The sequence below is a fragment of the Denitromonas ohlonensis genome (genome assembly GCF_007625205.1).
GTDB lineage: Bacteria > Pseudomonadota > Gammaproteobacteria > Burkholderiales > Rhodocyclaceae > Nitrogeniibacter > Nitrogeniibacter ohlonensis.
In genome coordinates, this window is sequence record NZ_VMNI01000007.1 from 227,027 (window position 1) to 246,523 (window position 19,497).

Sequence of the window (19,497 nt, forward strand, 5' to 3'; positions counted from 1 at the left end):
TCCGGAAAAGCGGGTTCAATTGTTTGACGACAGCGCGCTCGAGAGCAGGCGCGCGGTGATGTCGACGATGGGGATGACGCGCTCGTAGGCCATGCGGGTCGGACCGATCACGCCTAGCGAGCCAACCACCTGGCCATCGACTTCGTAAGGTGCGGTGATCACGCTGCATTCGTCGAGCGGCGCGAGCCCCGACTCGCCGCCGATGAAAATCTGCACGCCTTCGGCCCGGTTGGACACGTTGAGCAATTGCAGCAGACCGGTTTTCTGGTCGAACAGCTTGAACAGTTCGCGCAGGCGAACCATGTTGGACGACAGGTCTTCCACGTCGAGCAGATTGGTTTCGCCCGACAGGATGTACTGGGAGGATTCCTCGACCGCTTTCGAGCCGACATCGACCGCCGCGGTCATCAGCTCGGACATGTCTGAATGCAGCTGCTCAAGCTCGGCCTTGAGCCGGATGCGGATGTCTTCGAAGTCGAGGCCAGCGTACTGCTGGTTGAGGTAATTGGCTGCGGTGACCAGCTCCGACGGCGAATATTTGCGGTTGGTGATCAGGATGCGGTTTTGGACATCACCACGCGTGGTGACGATGATCAGCAGAATGCGTGTCTCTGACAGCGACAGAAACTCAATCTGACGAATGCGCACGACCTCCCGTCGCGGCGACACCACCACGCCGGCAAAGTGGGTGAGTTGCGACAGCAGGTTCGACGCCGCGCTGATCAGGCGCTGCGGCTGGTCAGGTTGCAGTTGCTCCTTGAGTTCGAGCATCTGCGCCTTGTGCATGGGCCGGACGGTGAGCAGGTTGTCGACGAACAGGCGGTAGCCGCGCGAGGTCGGAATCCGGCCGGCCGAGGTGTGCGGGCTCGAAATGAAGCCCGCCTCTTCGAGATCCGACATGACATTGCGGATGGTGGCCGGTGACAGCTCCAGCCCGGATTGCTTCGACAGCGCGCGCGATCCAATCGGCTGGCCGTCCGCGATATAGCGTTCGATCAGCGTCTTGAGCAGGATTCTGGAGCGTTCGTCGAGTTCAGCCATAGTGTTCGTAGTCCGGATCGGCCATGGATTTTAAGTAAGTCTGCCACGTGTGCCTAGCGCAGTGTCGGCGGCGTCATGCTTTGCACCGTCGAATCGCCCGGATTCTTGTGGTTTAATCTTTGCCCTATGAATCCTGCGTTCAAGACGATCGCTCTGATCGGCAAATACCAAAGCCCCGATGTGGCCGCCGCCGTGCTGCAAATCGGCGATTTTCTGCGTGCTCGCGGGCTGCATGTGTTGATCGAGCAAGGCACGGCAAGTTCCACCCGTCTCGGTTCGGGCTTTGCCGTGGCGACTTACGAAGAAATCGGCGCTGGCGCCGATCTGGCCGTGGTGCTGGGTGGTGATGGCACGATGCTCAATGCCGCGCGTCGCCTGGCCGCGCATGGTGTGCCATTGGTTGGCGTCAACAAAGGGCGGCTGGGCTTTCTGACGGACATCGCGCGTGAGGTCATGGACGTCAGCCTGGGGGCAATTCTTGACGGCGAAGGCGTTGAGGCCCACCGGTTCATGCTTGATGTGGTCGTCAAGCGTGGGCCCCGTAGCGTGTTTCATACGGTTGCCCTTAACGACGTTGTGGTCAACAAAGGCGACATTGGCCGCATGATTGAATTCGATGTGCGCATCGACGACGAATTTGTCTATACGCAGCGCTCCGACGGCATGATCGTGTCCACCCCGACGGGCTCTACGGCCTACGCGCTGTCAGCCAACGGCCCGATCCTGCATCCCGACATGGTCGGTATCGCGCTCGTGCCCTTGTGTCCGCATACGCTCACGGCGCGCCCGATCACCTTGCCTGATAGCTGCACCATCGATATCACACTGCTCGCGCCGCATGACGCGCGGGTGCACTTCGATGGTCAGGAACGCTTCGATGCACGGGCGGGCGACAGTATTCGTGTGACCCGTTCGCCGCATTACCTCCGCCTCATTCATCCGCCCGGCTACAGCTATTTCGCCATGCTGCGCGAGAAGCTCCACTGGAGCGCCTCGCCGCGCACGCCCTGACACCGGTTTTTTCGTCCCTACGGTCCATCCATGCTGCGTCGTCTTCATATCCGCGATTTCGTCATTGTTGATGCGCTCGAACTGCATTTCGATGCAGGCTTTGGCGCGCTCACCGGCGAGACCGGTGCGGGCAAGTCCATCCTGCTCGACGCGCTCGGCTTGGTGATGGGCGATCGTGCCGAAAGCGGGGTGGTTAGAGCGGGGCAGGCGCGGGCCGAGATGAGTGCCGAATTCGACCTGCCGGTAGCCGACGATCTGATGCAGTGGCTGGACGAGCAAGCCATCGACGTGGATGACGACAGCTTGCTGCTGCGTCGCGTAGTCGACCAGACCGGCCGCTCGCGCGCCTGGATCAACGGTGTGAGTGTCACGCTCACGCAATTGCGCGAGGTCGGCGCCTGGCTGGCCGATATCCACGGGCAGCACGCACACCACGCCTTGCTGCGCGCTGATGCGCAGCGCAATTTGCTTGACACCTACGCAGGCCTCGAAGACCAGGCAAAGGCTGTTGCTGCCGCCTGGCAGCAGTGTCAAAAGGCGCGTCAGGCCTGCCAGCGGGCTGAGGCTGACGCCGCCGGTGTGGCGCAGGAGCGCGAACTGCTCGAATGGCAGGTGAAGGAGCTCGACGCGCTCGATTTCAATGCCGACGCCTGGCGCGAACTCGAAGCCGAACACGCCCGATTGGGTCACGCCACCGGGCTGCTCGAAGGCGTGTCGGCCGCGGTGGATGTGCTGGACGAAGGCGAGCAGCCGCTGATTGGCGAGATCGAGCGCATGGCCGTACGGATTGCCGAACTGGCGGCGATCGACCCAACACTTCAAGAACTGCAAGAGCTTCTCAGCAGTGCGGCCATTCAGGCGGACGAGGCGGTTCATGGCCTGCGGCGCTATCGGGATCGTGTCGAGGCGGACCCCGAACGCCTGGCCGATATTGAAGCCCGTATTGCGGCCGTGACCGACATGGCGCGCAAACACCGGGTTAGCCCCGAGGCTTTGGCGGATGTGCTCGCCGAGCGCCGTGCCCGGCTGGACGCCTTGCTATCGGATGCCGATCCGGTCGCACTGCAAGAGAAAGCCGAGGCCGCGCAGCGCGCCTACGCAACACTGGCGGCCGATTTGAGTACGGCGCGTGCGCCGGTGGCCAAGGCCTTGTCTGAGCAGGTGACTGCCGCGATGCAAACGCTGGCGATGACCGGGGGGCAATTCGACATTGCCTTGCTGCCGATGCCGGAGGGCAGCGCTCACGGCAACGAGAGTGTGGAATTTCAGGTGGCCGCCAACCCCAGTCAGCCGGTGCGGCCTTTGGCCAAAGTGGCGTCCGGCGGCGAGTTGTCGCGTATCGGGCTGGCGATTCAGGTCATTACCAGTCGCGCCGCGGCGGTGCCGACCCTGATTTTTGACGAAGTGGATGTCGGTATTGGCGGTCGGGTGGCCGAGATTGTCGGCCGCATGCTGCGCGAGCTGGGTGTGCAGCGCCAGGTGATGTGCGTGACCCACTTGCCGCAGGTGGCGGCGCAGGCCAACTGGCAGTGGTCCATCGCCAAGACGCAGCGCGATGGCGAAACGGTGAGCACCGTGGCCGTGCTGGATGACGCAGCCCGTATCGATGAGATTGCCCGCATGCTCGGCGGCGTCAACATCACCGACACCACCCGCCAGCACGCCTCGGAAATCCTCGGCCTGACGCCAACCGCCTGAGTCAGTTGAGGGCGGTGATCAGCGCGGTGAGCATGAACCCCGCCGCAGCGACGCGTCGCATGATGTGACCGGGCAGGCGCTGGGCCAGGCGTTCGCCAACCAGCACTGCCGGTATGTTAGCAATCATCATGCCCAGCGTGGTGCCCAGCACGACCCAGGTCAATCCATCAAAGCGTGCGCCCAGCGCCACGGTCGCGAACTGGGTTTTGTCACCAATCTCCGCCACAAAAAACGCCACCAGCGCGATCATGAACACCCGCCACGCGGTGTGCGCGGGCGGGGTGGTGGTGTCGTCCAGCGTGTCGGGGAGAAGCGCCCACAGCCCGAATGCGACAAAGCTGATGACCAGCGCCCACTTCAGCCAGCCCTCCGGCAGCCACTGGGCCAGCCAGGCGCCCGCCGCAGCGGCCAGCGCATGGTTGAGCACGGTGGCGATGAGGATGCCCCAGATGATGGCGCTGCGATGCTTCAATCGCGCGGCCAGCATGAAGGAGAGGAGTTGGGTTTTGTCGCCGATTTCGGCGACAGCGACCAGAGCGGTCGCCGTCAGAAAGGTTTCCAAGTACGCCTGCTTTGATTATTTTTCGTTGTTGTTTCGGTTGGGGCAGTTCTTGCGCAGGCATTCGACGTAGAGATACAGCGCATGCTCTTTCACCGCAAAGCCGCGTTCTTTGGCGACGGCGACCTGGCGTTTTTCGATCTCGGGGTCAAAAAATTCTTCCACCGCGCCGCATTCGACGCACACCAGATGGTCGTGGTGCGCGCCTTCGTTCAGTTCGAACACGGCTTTGCCGGACTCGAAGTGATGGCGTTCGAGCAGCCCGGCCTGCTCGAATTGGGTGAGTACCCGATAGACCGTGGCCAGGCCAATGTCCATGTCGTCATTCATCAACAGACGATAGACATCCTCTGCGGTCAGGTGGCGCTGATCGGTGTGCTGGAACAGTTCGAGGATCTTCAGCCGCGGTAAAGTGGCTTTCAGACCCATGCTCTTGAGGCTCTGCGAATTTGATGGCATGTCGGTGTCGGCCCGCCAGATGTTGGGGAACACGAAAAGTTGGGCGAGACAGTATGATATATTTTTTGTCTTTTCCTGAGAATTCGGGCGTTATTCCACGCCGTTCCTTGAGCAGACCATGCACTCCAAAACCAAATTGATGACCGCAATGGCGGCGGCACTGCTGATCGCCGGCTGCAGCGTGACTGAGTATCTCAGCCCCTATCGCATCGACGTGCGCCAAGGAAACTATGTGACTCAGGACATGGTGTCGCATCTGAAAAAAGGCATGACCCGCGATCAAGTGCGCTTCGCGCTCGGTACGCCCTTGCTGTCGGATGCCTTCCATGCTGACCGCTGGGACTATGTTTATCGCTTTGCGCCCGGCAAAGGTGAAGCGGATCAGCGCGTGCTGACGGTGTTCTTCGAGGGCGATCAACTGGTGCGCGTCGAAGGCGATGTGGTGGCCGGCGATGCCGCTGGGCAACCTGAATCGACCGAGAACCGGATTCGCACGCTGTCCTTGAGTGGCCCGGAGGCGACAGCCGCGGCAGAGGCCTCGACCGACGCACAGGAAGCGAAGAAGTGAGCGCACCTCAGCCAATCAAAATTGCCGTTGCCGGGGGCAGCGGCCGCATGGGCCGGATGCTGATCGAGGCCGTGCAGCAGTCAGACGATCTGGTGCTGGCGTCGGTATTCGACCGCGTCGGCAGCCCGTTCATCGGCCGTGATGCCGGTGAGCTGGTGGCCCAGCCTTGCGGCGTGATCATGACTGACGACGTGGCCGCAGCCATTGCGGCGGCCGATTGTGTCATCGACTTCACCCTGCCGGAAGGCTCGCTCGGGCATCTTGAGGTGGCGCGCCAGCTGGGTAAAGCCATGGTGATCGGCACCACCGGTTTCAATGCCGAGCAAAAAGGCCAGATCCAGCGTGCCGCCGAGCGTATTCCCGTCGTGTTCGCGCCGAACATGGCGGTCGGCGTAAATGCCGTTTTCAAGTTGCTTGAAGTGGCTGCGCGCATTCTCGATCAGGGCTACGACATCGAAGTCATCGAGGCGCATCACCGCTTGAAGGTCGATGCGCCTTCCGGCACCGCGCTGCGCATGGGCGAAATTGTGGCCGCTGAGCTGGGTCGGGATCTTGAGCAATGCGCGATCTACGGTCGTGAAGGCGTGACCGGCAAGCGCAAAGACGAGACCATCGGCTTTTCGACGATCCGCGGTGGTGATGTGGTGGGTGATCACACGGTGCTGTTCGCGGGCATCGGCGAGCGCATCGAGATCACGCACAAATCGGGCAGTCGCATGCCTTACGCGCTGGGCGCCTTGCGCGGCGCGCGTTTCCTGGCCGGGCGAGAGAAGGGATTGTTCGACATGCAGGACGTTCTCGGCCTGCGTTGATGAGGGTGGCGACCTGATGCATCGCACTCAAGTAGCGATGCGTCAGGCCGATAGCGCTTGTGATGGCCCGCTTTTCTGCTTGGGCCGCCATTGTGATCCGGGAAATCTATCCGCGTGGCCTCTCCAGCTTTTCAGGCGCTTCTTGAAGAACATCTTTCGCTGCAGTCGGGCGAAACGGTCGATGCGTGCTTGACGCGTCAGGGCTTCTCGGCCGAACAGGTCGCATTGTTGTCAGCGTTCATGACGGCCTGCGAAAAAAACTGTGCGCTGACCGCCGACCGTTTGGCGGGGGCGCAGGAGCGGCTGGGCCTGGCCTTGCGCAATACCGACATGGGCCTGTGGGAGTGGGATCTTCGTACGGACGCCGTTCAGGTGGATACGAGCTGGCAGCGGATGCTCGGACTTGACGAGGATGAGAGCGTTAGCGATTTCCCCGCCTTCTTTTCGCGAATGAACGCCGACGATGTGGCGAGCTTCCGCGAGGCGCTACTGGCGCACCTGCGGGGCGAAAAACATTCGTTCGAGATCACCTTCCGCGCCCGCGACAGCAAGGATGACTGGCGATGGGTGCAGGGGCGTGGTCGCGCCTTCGAGAAAGGTGCGGACGGGCGCTGGTCGCGCATGCTTGGCACCTACCGAGACGTGACGCAGGAGCACATCGACGCGCAGGCGCTCCGCGAAGCGCGTGACGCCGCCGAAGACGCCAATCGCGCCAAAAGCGAATTTCTGGCCAACATGAGCCATGAAATTCGCACGCCGATGAACGGCATTATCGGCATGACCGAGTTGGCGCTCGATACGCCGCTCGACAGCGAGCAGCGCGAGTACCTCAACAACGTCAAGGCCTCTGGCGACGCGCTGCTGACGATCCTGAACGATATTCTTGATTTCTCGAAAATCGAGGCCGGCAAGATGGGCCTGGAGGCCATCGATTTTTCGATGCGCTCCGTGGTCTCCGATACGGCCAAAACCCTGGCACTGAGGGCGCATCAGCAAGGCCTGGAGCTGGCCTATGAAATCGCCCCGGAAGTGCCCTCGGTGCTGAAGGGTGATCCTGGGCGGATCCGGCAGATCCTTCTCAATCTGGTTGGCAATGCGCTCAAGTTCACGCCGCGCGGACAGGTCATGATCCGCGTGACGCGGGTCGAGCGTGGCGGGGCAGGCACGACGCTTGCCGTGACGGTCAAGGACTCCGGTATCGGGATCCCGCAAACCAAGCTGGCGTCGATCTTTGAGGCCTTCTCCCAAGCGGATACCTCAACCACGCGTAAATTCGGCGGCACCGGCCTCGGGCTGGCGATTTGCCAGCGCCTGGTGAGCTTGATGGGGGGCGTGTTGAGCGCGCAAAGCGAGGAGGGCGCTGGCAGCGAGTTTCGCTTTACGATGTGTTTGCCCGAAGTGGCCGCCGCCACGCAGCCCGATGCCAGCCTGATGCGGGGCCGGCGCGCCCTGATCGCCGACCGCAATTTGGTGCTCGGCCAGATGCTCTCAACGATGCTTGGCCGATGGGGCGTGCGTTGCGAGCTCGTCCAGACGGGCGACGGCATGGCAAAAGCGCTGCAGGTGGCGAGCGATAGCGGCGTGCCCTTTGATTTTGTGATGGCCGATTCCGGCATGGCGTCGCCGGGGGGCTTCGCGCTGGCTGAGCGACTCAAGGGCGAGACGGTCTGGCTCGACCGGATCGTGATGATGCTCACCACACATACCCAGCGGAAGGATCTGGCGCGCTGCAAGGATCTGGGCTTGTCGTCGCGCCTGATCAAGCCGTTTTCCGCCGACGAGGTGTGCGAGGTGCTCTCCGCGGCGTTGAGTGGTCAGAGCACCGTGGGCGAAGAGCTGTTCGAGTTCGACCCGGAGCTGACGCTCACCCAGTTGAGCCACGGCCGGGACGATAGTTGCACGATCTTGCTGGTCGAAGACAACCCGATCAATCAGGCGGTGGCGACCAAGATGCTGGAAAAGGCCGGGCACCGTGTGACCGTGGCCGGCAACGGCCAGGAGGCCATTGAGGCGCTGGAGGCGTGCGAGTTCGATCTGATCCTGATGGACGTGCAGATGCCGGTGATGGGGGGGATCGAAGCGACACAGGCGATCCGCGCGCGCGAGGCGCGGCGAAGCTGGGCGATGGCGGGTCAATGGAAGTCGCTGCCGATCATTGCCATGACGGCACATGCCATGGCGGGCGATCGCCAGCGCTGCCTGGAGGCCGGCATGGACGACTACGTGACCAAACCGATCAAGCCGGCCGATCTGTTCGCGGCCATTGCCCGGGTGTCTGGAGAGGCCGATCTGGAAACGATCGACCCCGATTTGTCCTTGCTGGAAATGTCCACGCGCAGCAGTGGCGTCAGTGTGATGGACCTGGATCAGACCCGGCAATTGCTCGACGGCGATGAAGATGCCTTGAAGCAATTGGTCGATATCTTTTTTGCGGATTTTCCGAGCAGCCTTCAAAAGCTCAAGGCCTCGGCCGGCGCGGGAGACCTGACAGCGCTCGCCGCCATTGCACACACCGTCAAGGGGTCGGTTGGCGTTTTTGGCGCGACACCGTCGCTCGAAGCGGCAGAGGCGGTCGAGCACGCGGCACGGGAAGGCAGTATCGAGCGCGCCCGCGAAGCGCTGCCCGGATTGCTGGATGCCCTGAATCAGCTGGGCAATGCCCTGCGCCGTTCAGTGCTGGCGCGGCCAGCGCGCTGAGGCACCATCTGGGCAAGTGTCGAGCCAGACGTAGCGTCGGCACCGATTTGACAGAGCGGCGAGGCCATTTTTGAGTCCGTGCGTTTTTACCGACGTTGCCGGCGAGGCCGAATTTAGCTAGAATTCGGCGAATTTTCTTGTTGATTGCTGAGCGGGATGGGCCGGCTAGGCTTGTCCCGTTTTTCACGTGTGGAGCAGCGCGCGGTTGCGCTGAAATCCTATCAACGGTTGAACCAGGAGTTTCGTCGTGACTCAATTTCCGCGCGCCATCCTCGTCCTCGCTGACGGGACGGTTTTTAGCGGCAAAGGCATCGGTGCAGTTGGCCAGACCGTGGGCGAGGTTGTTTTCAATACCGCCATGTCGGGCTATCAGGAGATCCTCACCGATCCGAGCTATTCACGGCAGATCGTCACGCTGACTTACCCGCACATCGGTAACACCGGTGTGAACGCCGAGGACGTGGAATCCGGCCGGATCCACGCTGCCGGTCTGGTGATTCGTGACCTGCCTTTGCGCGCCTCCAACTGGCGTATGTCCAAAACACTGGACGCCTACCTTCGTGACGAAGGCGTGGTGGCCATTGCCGATATCGACACGCGTCGTCTGACTCGTGTGTTGCGCGAGAAGGGCGCCCAGGCCGGGTGCATCGTGACCGCGGGCGAAGATGGTGTGATCGACACCCAGGCGGCGCTGGCCGCTGCCCGCGCCTTTCCGGGCCTCGCTGGTATGGATCTGGCGAAGGAAGTCACGGCCGAGGCGACTCAGCAGTGGGCTGAGACCGAGTGGGATCTCGCGGACGGCTACGGCGCGCTCGACGCACCGAAGCACCACGTGGTGGCCTACGATTTCGGCGTCAAGCGCAACATCCTTCGCATGCTCGCGTCGCGCGGCTGCCGCCTGACCGTTGTGCCGGCACAAACGCCTGCCGACGAGGTGCTGGCCATGAATCCGGATGGCGTGTTCCTGTCGAACGGACCGGGCGATCCGGAGCCGTGTGACTACGCCATCAGCGCGATCAAGACCATCGTCGACAAAGGCGTGCCGACTTTTGGCATCTGCCTCGGGCATCAGCTGCTGGCGCTGGCCTCCGGCGGGCGCACAGCAAAGATGAAGTTCGGCCACCACGGTGCCAACCACCCGGTGAAAGACCTGGATTCCGGTCAGGTGATGATCACCAGCCAGAACCACGGCTTTGCGGTTGATGCCGACAGCCTGCCGGCTAATCTGCGCGCCACGCATGTGTCCTTGTTTGACGGCAGTTTGCAGGGCATTGCGCGCACCGATGCACCAGCCTTCAGCTTCCAGGGACACCCCGAGGCGAGCCCCGGCCCGCACGACGTCGCCTACCTGTTCGACCGCTTCATCAAACTGATGGATGCGCGTTAGTGATGTGATCGATCCCGGCACAAGCGGGATCGCCTTCTTTTCGACACATCACATTTACCGAGTTATCGAGGCAAGCACATGCCCAAGCGTACCGACTTAAACACCATCCTGATCATTGGCGCGGGTCCGATCATCATCGGCCAGGCCTGCGAATTCGACTATTCCGGCGCGCAAGCCTGCAAGGCCTTGCGCGAGGAAGGCTATCGCGTGGTGCTGGTGAATTCCAACCCCGCCACGATCATGACCGACCCGGAAACGGCCGACGTCACCTATATCGAGCCGATCACCTGGCAGGTGGTCGAGCGCATCATCGAAAAAGAGCGCCCCGACGCGATCCTGCCGACCATGGGCGGGCAGACCGCGCTGAATTGCGCGCTCGATCTGGCCAAGCACGGCGTGCTCGAAAAGTACAATGTTGAGCTGATCGGCGCCAAGCGCGAGGCCATCGACAAGGCCGAAGATCGCGAGAAGTTCAAGCAGGCGATGACCAAGATCGGTCTCGGCTCGGCGCGCTCGGGTATCGCCCACTCGATTGAAGAGGCTTACCAGGTCCAGGCTGGCATCGGTTTCCCGGTCATCATCCGGCCGTCCTTCACCATGGGGGGCAGCGGCGGCGGTATTGCCTACAACAACGAAGAATTCATCGATATCTGCAAAGGCGGCCTCGAGGCCAGCCCGACCAATGAGCTGCTGATCGAAGAGTCGCTGATCGGCTGGAAAGAGTTCGAGATGGAGGTGGTTCGCGACCATGCGGACAACTGCATCATCGTGTGCTCGATCGAAAACCTTGATCCGATGGGCGTGCACACCGGTGACTCCATCACCGTGGCGCCGGCGCAGACGCTGACCGACAAGGAATACCAGATCCTGCGGAACGCCTCCGTTGCCGTGCTGCGCGAGATCGGCGTTGATACCGGTGGCTCGAACGTACAGTTCGCCATCAACCCCGACGATGGCCGCATGATCGTCATCGAAATGAACCCGCGCGTGTCGCGCTCCTCGGCGCTGGCGTCCAAGGCCACCGGCTTCCCGATCGCCAAGGTCGCGGCCAAGCTGGCCGTTGGTTTTACGCTCGACGAGCTGAAGAACGACATCACCGGCGGCGCCACCCCGGCGTCTTTCGAGCCGTCGATCGACTACGTGGTCACCAAGATCCCGCGTTTTGCATTTGAAAAATTCCCGACCGCCAATGGTCGCCTGACCACCCAGATGAAGTCGGTGGGCGAGGTGATGGCAATCGGTCGCAGCTTCCAGGAATCGTTCCAGAAGGCCCTGCGTGGTCTGGAAGTTGGCGTCTATGGTCTCGATGAGATCGAAGCCGACCAGGACGAGCTCGAGCGCGAACTGGCCTATCCGGGCGCAGAGCGCATCTGGTACGTGGGTCAGGGCTTCCGCGAAGGGATGACGCTGGACGAGGTGTTCAAGCTCACCAAGATCGACCCGTGGTTCCTGGCTCAGATCGAAGACATCGTGCTGACCGAGAAGTCGCTTTCCGGCCGTTCGCTCAAGCGTCTCGACGCCGATCAGATCCGTGCGCTCAAGCGCAAGGGCTTCTCTGATCGCCGCCTCTCCAAACTGCTGGCCACCGACGAAACCGCCGTGCGCCTGCACCGTCATGCCCTCGGCGTGCGCCCGGTGTACAAGCGCGTTGATACCTGCGCCGCAGAGTTCGCGACCTCGACCGCCTACATGTACTCGACCTACGAGGAAGAGTGCGAAGCCGCACCGACCAGTCGTCGCAAGATCATGGTGCTTGGAGGCGGTCCGAACCGCATCGGCCAGGGTATCGAGTTCGACTACTGCTGCGTGCATGCCGCGCTGGCGCTGCGCGAAGACGGCTACGAGACCATCATGGTCAACTGCAACCCGGAGACCGTGTCCACCGACTACGACACCTCCGATCGCCTCTACTTTGAGCCGATCACGCTCGAAGACGTGCTCGAAATCGTGCATATCGAGCAGCCCGAGGGCGTCATCGTCCAGTTCGGCGGCCAGACGCCGCTCAAGCGGGCGCGCGCGCTCGAAGCCAACGGCGTGCCGATCATCGGCACCAGCCCCGACATGATCGACGCCGCAGAAGACCGGGAGCGTTTCCAGAAGCTGCTCAACGACCTCGGCCTGAAGCAGCCGCCCAACCGCACGGCGCGTACGCCGGAAGCGGCGGTGCGTCTGGCGGCCGAAATCGGCTATCCGCTGGTGGTGCGGCCCAGCTATGTGCTCGGTGGCCGCGCGATGGAAATCGTGCACGAGCAGAAAGACCTCGAGCGCTACATGCGCGAGGCCGTCAAGGTCTCCAACGAGTCGCCCGTGCTGCTCGATCGTTTCCTGAATGATGCGACCGAAGTCGACGTCGATGCTTTGTCCGACGGAGATCAGGTGATCATCGGCGGCATCATGGAACACATCGAACAGGCTGGCGTGCACTCCGGTGACTCGGCCTGCTCGCTGCCGCCGTATTCGCTTCCCGCCGACCTGCAGGACGAACTGCGTCGCCAGACCGCGGCCATGGCCAAGGCGCTCAAGGTGTGCGGCCTGATGAACGTTCAGTTCGCCATCCAGGGTGAGGGCGAGGCTGCCGTGGTGTATGTGCTGGAAGTGAACCCGCGCGCATCGCGCACCGTGCCCTTCGTATCCAAGGCTTGCTCACTTCAGCTGGCCAAGATTGCGGCGCGCTGCATGGCCGGGCGTTCGCTGGCCGATCAAGGCATCGTCGGTGAGATCGTACCGCCGTACTTCTCGGTCAAAGAGGCTGTTTTCCCGTTCAATAAATTCCCGGGTGTTGACACCATTCTCGGCCCCGAAATGAAGTCCACCGGCGAAGTGATGGGCGTTGGTCACACCTTTGCCGAAGCCTTCGTCAAGTCGCAGATCGCAGCCGGCGTCAAGCTCCCGCAAGGCGGCACCGCCTTCATCAGCGTCAAGCCGACCGATCGCCCCGCTGCCGTGGATGTGGCGCGTCAATTGCACGACCTGGGTTTTGGTCTGGTGGCAACGCGTGGTACGGCATCGGCCATCGAGGCGGCGGGGATTCCGGTCGCCGCGGTGAACAAGGTCAACGAAGGTCGTCCGCACATTGTGGACATGATCAAGAACAACGAAATCTCGCTGGTCATCAATACGGTCGAAGAGCGTCGTCAGGCAGTGACTGACTCGCGCTCGATTCGTACCAGTGCGCTGGCTGCCAAAGTGACGGTCTATACCACTGCAGAAGGCGCCCGCGCTGCCTGCATGGGCTTGCGTCACCTGAATCAACTGGAGGTGTACGCGCTGCAGGCGCTGCACGCGGAACTGAACTAAGACAATGAACAAGATTCCTTTGACCGTGAACGGAGCCGAACTGCTCCGCCAAGAACTGCATCAACTCAAAACTGTCGAGCGCCCGAGTGTTATCGCGGCGATTGCCGAAGCGCGTTCGCATGGCGATCTGTCGGAGAATGCCGAGTACGATGCCGCCAAAGAGCGCCAGGGATTCGTCGAGGGGCGAATCAAGGAAGTCGAAGGCAAGTTGTCGATGGCGCAGATCATCGATCCGAGCGTGCTCGATGCCGACGGCCGTTGCGTGTTTGGCGCCACCATCGAACTCGAAGACCTTGAGACCGAAAGCGTTGTGACCTACCAGATCGTCGGCGACGATGAGGCCGACATCAAGCTGGGCAAGATTTCGATCAGCTCACCGATCGCGCGTGCCCTGATTGGTAAATACGCCGGCGACGTGGCCGAAGTGCAGGCACCCGGTGGCGTACGCGAGTACGAAATCATCGACGTTCGGTACATCTGAGTCATTCGATGACATTTACCGTCGCCCGCCTGCAGCGCCTGATCCTCACACTTTGGGTCGGTGCGATGTGGGCGGTGGCGTATCTGGTGGTGCCGGTGCTGTTCAGCGCGCTCGACAACCCGGTGTTGGCGGGGTCGCTGGCCGGCAAGTTGTTTGAAAACGTGGCATGGCTCGGGCTGGTGTGTGGCGCCGGCCTGCTCGTTCTGCAGTTTTCACGGGGTCACGCCTCGCCGTTACCGCGCGTTGTGGTGATTTGTATCATCGGCATGGTGGCGCTGGTGTGTGTCGGGCAGTTCGTGATTGACCCGATGATCGCCGCCATCAAGGCCGAAGCCGGTGCGGCGGGCGTCATGGCCGGTGCCCAACAAGATCGCTTTGCCATGTGGCATGGCATCGCCAGCGTGCTCTATCTGTGTCAGAGCCTGCTGGGTGCCTTGGCCGTCTGGCGCGCCGCGGTGCCCGAAGGCACGATCGCGGACGCGTCAGCGCGTTCAGCCACGTGACTGACGACGCGGTGCGCTGGTGCGCGCCGTGCGGGACGCCGGTTTGCCGCGGCTTGCGGTGGTGTCGCGGGTGTAAGCTGTGCGTGCCTTCGGTTTGTCGGCAGACGGGCGGGGGCTGCGTTTCTTGACCTCGACCGCCGGTTTTTCTTCGGCCGGCGCTTCACGCCAGAGTACGAGAATATTGCCGATATGCTGAATGCTGGCGGCGCCGGTCTGCTCGCAAATGTCGGCCATGAGCTGCTCTCGGGCATCGCGGTCTTCACCATAGACGCGGACCTTGATCAGTTCGTGGGCAGCCAGGTTGTGATTGATTTCTGCCAGCACCGAGGGGCTCAACCCGTTGCCCGCAACACTGACCACCGGATTCAGATGGTGGGCGCGGGCGCGAAGAGCACGTCGCTGGACGGGCGTGAGGTCAGTCATGTTGTTGATCCATTTGGGGAAAAGGACGCGATTCTACTCCTATGAAGCGTAGCAAGACCAGCAAGGCGTGGATGCGCGAGCATCTCAACGACACCTATGTACAGCAGGCGCGGGCCGCCGGTTATCGCGCCCGTGCGGCCTACAAGCTGCTTGAGATCGACGAAAAAGACAAACTGATCCGGCCCGGCATGGTCGTGGTCGATCTGGGCGCCGCGCCCGGGTCCTGGAGTCAGGTGGCGGCGCAGAAGGTCGGTGACAACGGGCGGGTGATCGCGCTCGACCTGCTTGAAGTGCTGGGTATGCCGCGTGTGACCTTCATTCAGGGCGATTTTCAGGATCTCGCGGTGCTGCGCCAATTGGAGGCGACACTCGATGGCCGGCCGGTCGATCTTGTTTTATCGGACATGGCCCCCAATGTATCCGGTATCGGTGCGGCGGATCAGGCACGATCGATTGGCCTGTGCGAGTTGGCGCTTGATTTCGCGGTTCAAAACCTGACGCCGGGGGGTAATTTCCTGGTGAAGGTGTTTCAGGGCAGTGGCTTCGATGCGTTCCGGCGCGCCATGCAGGCCGCTTTTCGATCGGTGGTTGTTCGAAAGCCCGCCGCCTCGCGGGACCGCAGTTCCGAAGTCTATTTGTTGGGGCTGGGTGTCAAATCGGCCGATTAGAGGCAGGCAAGTGGTGTTTGTTTTGCCTGCGGGAACGTTCACCCATAGAATGGGTCTGCATCACTAGTGCCCCTGCCGGGCGTTCAAGGAAGTCGCGTTGAATAATCTTTTCAAGAATCTGGCGATCTGGATGGTGATCGGCGTCGTTTTGATGACGGTCTTCAACCAGTTCAATAAACAGCAGCTTTCGCAGAATACGATGGAGTATTCGCAGTTCATGCAGGAAGCGAAAGCCGGCAAGATCACCAAGGTCCTGATCGATGGACGTGTGGTGCGCGCCACGACCCAGGAAGGGCGGAACATCGTCGTCTATACGCCGGGTACGCAAGACCTGTGGATGGTCTCCGACCTGATGCGCTATGGCGTCAATGTCACGGCAGGCAAGCCGGAAGAAGAGCAGTCCTTCCTGGCCAGCATTTTCGTGTCCTGGTTCCCGATGCTGCTGCTGATCGGCGTGTGGATCTTCTTCATGCGGCAGATGCAGGGCGGCGGACGTGGTGGCGCCTTCTCCTTTGGCAAATCGAAAGCGCGGATGCTCGACGAGAGCGCCAATACGGTGAATTTCGCGGATGTGGCCGGCTGCGATGAAGCCAAGGAAGAAGTGTCCGAACTGGTCGACTTCCTGCGTGACCCCTCCAAATTCCAGAAGCTGGGCGGCCGTATTCCGCGTGGCGTGCTGATGGTCGGCTCGCCGGGTACGGGTAAAACGCTGCTCGCCAAGGCGATTGCCGGCGAGGCGAAGGTGCCGTTCTTCAGCATTTCCGGTTCCGACTTCGTCGAGATGTTCGTCGGTGTCGGTGCCGCCCGCGTGCGCGACATGTTCGAGCAGGCCAAGAAGCAGGCGCCGTGCATCATCTTCATCGACGAGATCGACGCGGTCGGCCGTCAGCGTGGCGCTGGCCTGGGCGGCGGCAACGACGAACGCGAACAAACCCTCAACCAGTTGCTGGTCGAAATGGACGGCTTTGAGGGGTCGGCGGGCGTGATCGTCATCGCCGCAACCAACCGTCCCGACGTGCTCGACCCGGCGCTGCTGCGTCCGGGTCGTTTCGACCGTCAGGTGGTCGTACCCCTGCCCGATATTCGTGGCCGCGAGCAGATCCTGCGGGTGCACATGCGCAAGGTGCCGATCGCGCCCGACGTTGAGCCGATGGTGCTGGCGCGCGGCACGCCGGGCTTTGCCGGTGCCGACCTGGCCAACCTGGTCAACGAAGCGGCCTTGTTCGCAGCGCGGGCAAGTAAGCGCCTCGTCGATATGGATGACTTCGAGAACGCCAAAGACAAGATCATGATGGGTGCAGCCCGTCGCTCGGTGGTGATGCCTGAAGAAGAGCGCCGTAATACGGCCTACCACGAGTCAGGTCATGCCGTGGTAGCCAAGCTGCTCGACAAGACCGATCCGGTGCACAAAGTCACGATCATTCCGCGTGGCCGCGCGCTTGGTGTGACCATGCAGTTGCCGGCAGAAGATCGTTACAGCCAGGATCGCGAACGTCTGTTGCAGACCATTGCCGTGCTGTTCGGTGGCCGTATTGCCGAAGAAATCTTCATGAAGCAGATGACCACAGGCGCATCGAACGACTTCCAGCGCGCGACCGACATGGCGCGCCGCATGGTGACGCAGTGGGGCATGTCCGACGTGCTCGGCCCGATGGTGTATGGCGAAGAAGACGGCGAGATTTTCCTCGGCCGTCAGGTCACCACGCACAAGAATGTGTCTGAATCGACGATGCAGAAAGTCGATGCCGAGATTCGTCGCATTCTTGATCAGCAGTACGCGATTGCACGCAAGCTGATCGAGGCCAATTCCGACAAGGTTGAGGCAATGACGCAGGCCTTGCTTGAGTGGGAAACCCTGGACGCCGACCAGCTCGACGACATCATGGACGGCCGCGCGCCGCGTACGCCCAAGCCGGCCTCGATGCCGCCGACCCGACCGGGTGATGATTCACCAGGTGCTGCGCCAACGGCGCCCGCGCCGGCGGCGTGATCGTAGTTGTGTAGAACGAATGGCCGGCCTATGCCGGCCATTTTTCCGTTCATTCTCGATTTTTCGCACTGCCATCAGGACTGACGCATGACTGCTGCTCCGATTCGCTATTCCATTCAGCCCATTGATCTTGCAGGCCATCTGTTTTCAGTGAGTTGCGAGATCAGCGCACCGGCACCGGCGGGGCAGTGTCTGTCTTTGCCCGCCTGGATCCCTGGTAGCTACATGATTCGCGATTTTGCGCGAAACATTGTCAGCATCGCCGCCGAATCGGCGGGGAAACCGCTTGGATTGGAAAAGCGTGACAAACACACCTGGCAGGCTGAGCCGGTGGCTGATGGCGCGGCGCTGCGGATTGTCTATACCGTCTATGCGTGGGACTTGTCGGTACGCACGGCGCACCTGGATCAAACACACGGCTTCTTCAACGGGACGAGTGTCTTTCTGGCCGTTGATGGGCAAACCGATCAACCCTGCCAGGTCGACATCTTGCCGCCACCGGCCGACGCCGTCGGCCACTGGCGCGTTGCCACGGCCATGCGCGAGGCGGTGGGTGTCGACGGGGCGGCGCACCGACATGGTTTTGGATGGTACGAAGCCGACAACTACGACGAATTGATCGACCACCCGGTCGAGATGGGCGATTTTACGCTGGCGAGCTTCGACGCCGGCGGCGTGGTGCACGAGATCGTGCTGACTGGTCGGCACGACTGCGATCTGACGCGGCTGTGCGAAGACTTGGCACAGGTCTGCCAGTGGCAGATCGATCTGTTCGGCGCGCCGCCACCCATGTCGCGTTATGTGTTTTTGACCATGGTGGTGGGTGATGGCTATGGCGGGCTGGAACATCGCGCGTCCACCGCCTTGCTCACGCGTCGCGACGATCTGCCCTTCCATGGCATGGATAAACAGACCGAGGGCTACCAGCGCTTTCTCGGGCTGTGCAGCCATGAGTATTTTCATAGCTGGAACGTCAAGCGTATCCGGCCGGCGGCTTTCATCCCCTACGACTTGTCCCGCGAAACCCACACGCCCTTGCTGTGGTTGTTTGAAGGCTTCACGTCTTACTACGATGATCTGGCGCTGGTGCGCAGCGGGGTGCTGGCGGTTGAGGACTACCTCAATCAGCTGGGCAAGACGATCACTCAGGTGCAACGTGGCGCCGGGCGTCTCAAGCAGAGCGTGGCCGCGTCCTCCTTCGACGCCTGGACCAAGTACTACCGTCAGGACGAGAACGCCGCCAACGCGATCGTCAGTTATTACAGCAAGGGCGCATTGATTGCCTTGGCGCTGGATCTGCAGATCCGGCTGCACAGCGAAGGGGCGCAGAGTCTGGATGATGTGATGCGAGCCTTGTGGCAAGCGCACGGGCAAACCGATGTCGGGGTGACGGAAGAGGCGGTGTTTTCAATCGTCAAAACCGTTGGTGGCGCGACGATCGCCCGCTGGCTGCGCAAATCGGTCAGCGCAGCCGAGGATGTGCCGCTGGCGCGCTGGTTGAAAAAGATTGGCGTGCAGGTGCAGATCGATGTGGCCGGCACCCCATCGCTCGGCGCGCGCCTTGGCGCGACGTCGGGGCCAGCGGTGCTTTCGGTGGTGCATGAAGGTTCAGCCGCGCATCGGGCTGGCTTGTCTGCTGGCGATACTTTGATCGCCATCGATGATCTGAAAGTTTCGGCAGAGACACTGGTGCCGATGTTGGCGCGCCGCGCCGCAGGTAGTGCGGTGCGCATCCATGCCTTCCGCCGCGATGAATTGATGTGTTTTGATGCCGTACTCGACCGTGGCGACGTCTCCACCCGTCTCGCGCTGCTTGAGCGCCCGACCACGCCGGTGCGTCGATTGCGGCGTGCTTGGTTGGGGCGCTAGGCGGTCTTCAGCCGACCCACGGGGCGACAGGCTG

The 19,497-nt window shown here is 62.0% G+C and carries 16 protein-coding genes; 12 read left to right on the plus strand and 4 right to left on the minus strand.

The genetic code is table 11. The features are described from left to right. Positions 1-15: 15 nt before the first annotated feature. Positions 16-1,041 carry a heat-inducible transcriptional repressor HrcA gene (gene hrcA / locus FHP89_RS08255; RefSeq protein WP_144172983.1) on the minus strand — a complete coding sequence of 342 codons (1,026 nt, stop codon included), beginning with the start codon at positions 1,039-1,041 and terminating at the stop codon, positions 16-18. Between the two features lie 126 nt (positions 1,042-1,167). Here hrcA and FHP89_RS08260 point away from each other — a divergent pair, with 126 nt between their 5' ends. Together FHP89_RS08260 and recN are read left to right on the plus strand one after the other, a co-directional pair. Then, on the plus strand, positions 1,168-2,052 hold the full coding sequence (locus FHP89_RS08260; protein ID WP_144172992.1) for an NAD kinase: 885 nt from the start codon (positions 1,168-1,170) through the stop codon (positions 2,050-2,052). A 30-nt stretch (positions 2,053-2,082) separates the two neighbouring features. Further along, on the plus strand, positions 2,083-3,750 hold the full coding sequence (gene recN / locus FHP89_RS08265; RefSeq protein WP_144173000.1) for a DNA repair protein RecN: 1,668 nt from the start codon (positions 2,083-2,085) through the stop codon (positions 3,748-3,750). Position 3,751: 1 nt separating this feature from the next. On the opposite strand, the gene FHP89_RS08270 is transcribed toward recN, so the two are convergent. Continuing rightward, the gene (locus FHP89_RS08270; protein ID WP_144173006.1) at positions 3,752-4,312 is read right to left on the minus strand and encodes a TMEM165/GDT1 family protein; all 561 of its coding nucleotides are present in this window, start codon (positions 4,310-4,312) and stop codon (positions 3,752-3,754) included. Between the two features lie 15 nt (positions 4,313-4,327). Further along, positions 4,328-4,768, minus strand: coding sequence for a ferric iron uptake transcriptional regulator (fur, locus tag FHP89_RS08275; protein ID WP_144173008.1), 441 nt, complete (start codon positions 4,766-4,768; stop codon positions 4,328-4,330). A gap of 118 nt (positions 4,769-4,886) precedes the next feature. On the opposite strand from fur, the gene FHP89_RS08280 reads away from it, so the two are divergent. The 7 genes from FHP89_RS08280 (at position 4,887) to FHP89_RS08310 (ending at position 14,513) form a co-directional block, all read left to right on the plus strand. Then, entirely contained in the window at positions 4,887-5,336 is a 450-nt protein-coding gene (locus FHP89_RS08280; protein WP_260851521.1) for an outer membrane protein assembly factor BamE, read from the plus strand. After that, complete coding sequence (dapB, locus tag FHP89_RS08285) at positions 5,333-6,148, plus strand: 4-hydroxy-tetrahydrodipicolinate reductase (protein ID WP_260851522.1); 816 nt, start codon at positions 5,333-5,335, stop codon at positions 6,146-6,148. Before FHP89_RS08280 ends, dapB begins: the two co-directional genes overlap by 4 nt. Positions 6,149-6,262: 114 nt before the next feature. Beyond that, the gene (locus FHP89_RS08290; RefSeq protein ID WP_144173010.1) at positions 6,263-8,845 is read left to right on the plus strand and encodes a response regulator; all 2,583 of its coding nucleotides are present in this window, start codon (positions 6,263-6,265) and stop codon (positions 8,843-8,845) included. A gap of 247 nt (positions 8,846-9,092) precedes the next feature. Further along, positions 9,093-10,232: a glutamine-hydrolyzing carbamoyl-phosphate synthase small subunit gene (gene carA / locus FHP89_RS08295; RefSeq protein WP_144173012.1), complete on the plus strand. Its 1,140-nt coding sequence runs from the start codon at positions 9,093-9,095 to the stop codon at positions 10,230-10,232. Between the two features lie 78 nt (positions 10,233-10,310). Beyond that, positions 10,311-13,529 carry a carbamoyl-phosphate synthase large subunit gene (gene carB / locus FHP89_RS08300; protein WP_144173014.1) on the plus strand — a complete coding sequence of 1,073 codons (3,219 nt, stop codon included), beginning with the start codon at positions 10,311-10,313 and terminating at the stop codon, positions 13,527-13,529. Between the two features lie 4 nt (positions 13,530-13,533). Further along, the gene (greA, locus tag FHP89_RS08305; protein ID WP_144173023.1) at positions 13,534-14,010 is read left to right on the plus strand and encodes a transcription elongation factor GreA; all 477 of its coding nucleotides are present in this window, start codon (positions 13,534-13,536) and stop codon (positions 14,008-14,010) included. Between the two features lie 8 nt (positions 14,011-14,018). Then, complete coding sequence (locus tag FHP89_RS08310) at positions 14,019-14,513, plus strand: DUF4149 domain-containing protein (protein ID WP_144173028.1); 495 nt, start codon at positions 14,019-14,021, stop codon at positions 14,511-14,513. Here FHP89_RS08310 and FHP89_RS08315 read toward each other — a convergent pair. Continuing rightward, positions 14,502-14,936: a YhbY family RNA-binding protein gene (locus tag FHP89_RS08315; RefSeq protein ID WP_144173030.1), complete on the minus strand. Its 435-nt coding sequence runs from the start codon at positions 14,934-14,936 to the stop codon at positions 14,502-14,504. The two genes, FHP89_RS08310 and FHP89_RS08315, sit on opposite strands and share 12 nt — an antisense overlap. Before the next feature lie 41 nt (positions 14,937-14,977). Between FHP89_RS08315 and FHP89_RS08320 the strand changes: the two genes are divergently transcribed. From FHP89_RS08320 to FHP89_RS08330, 3 genes are all read left to right on the plus strand, one after another. Continuing rightward, positions 14,978-15,604 (plus strand): RlmE family RNA methyltransferase, encoded by a 627-nt coding sequence (locus tag FHP89_RS08320; protein ID WP_144173039.1) that lies wholly within the window; start codon positions 14,978-14,980, stop codon positions 15,602-15,604. 97 nt (positions 15,605-15,701) lie between these two features. Beyond that, positions 15,702-17,594, plus strand: a complete 1,893-nt coding sequence (ftsH, locus tag FHP89_RS08325; RefSeq protein WP_144173047.1) for an ATP-dependent zinc metalloprotease FtsH — start codon at positions 15,702-15,704, stop codon at positions 17,592-17,594. Positions 17,595-17,681: 87 nt separating this feature from the next. Continuing rightward, positions 17,682-19,463, plus strand: a complete 1,782-nt coding sequence (locus FHP89_RS08330) for a M61 family metallopeptidase (RefSeq protein ID WP_144173054.1) — start codon at positions 17,682-17,684, stop codon at positions 19,461-19,463. Positions 19,464-19,497 lie beyond the last annotated feature (34 nt).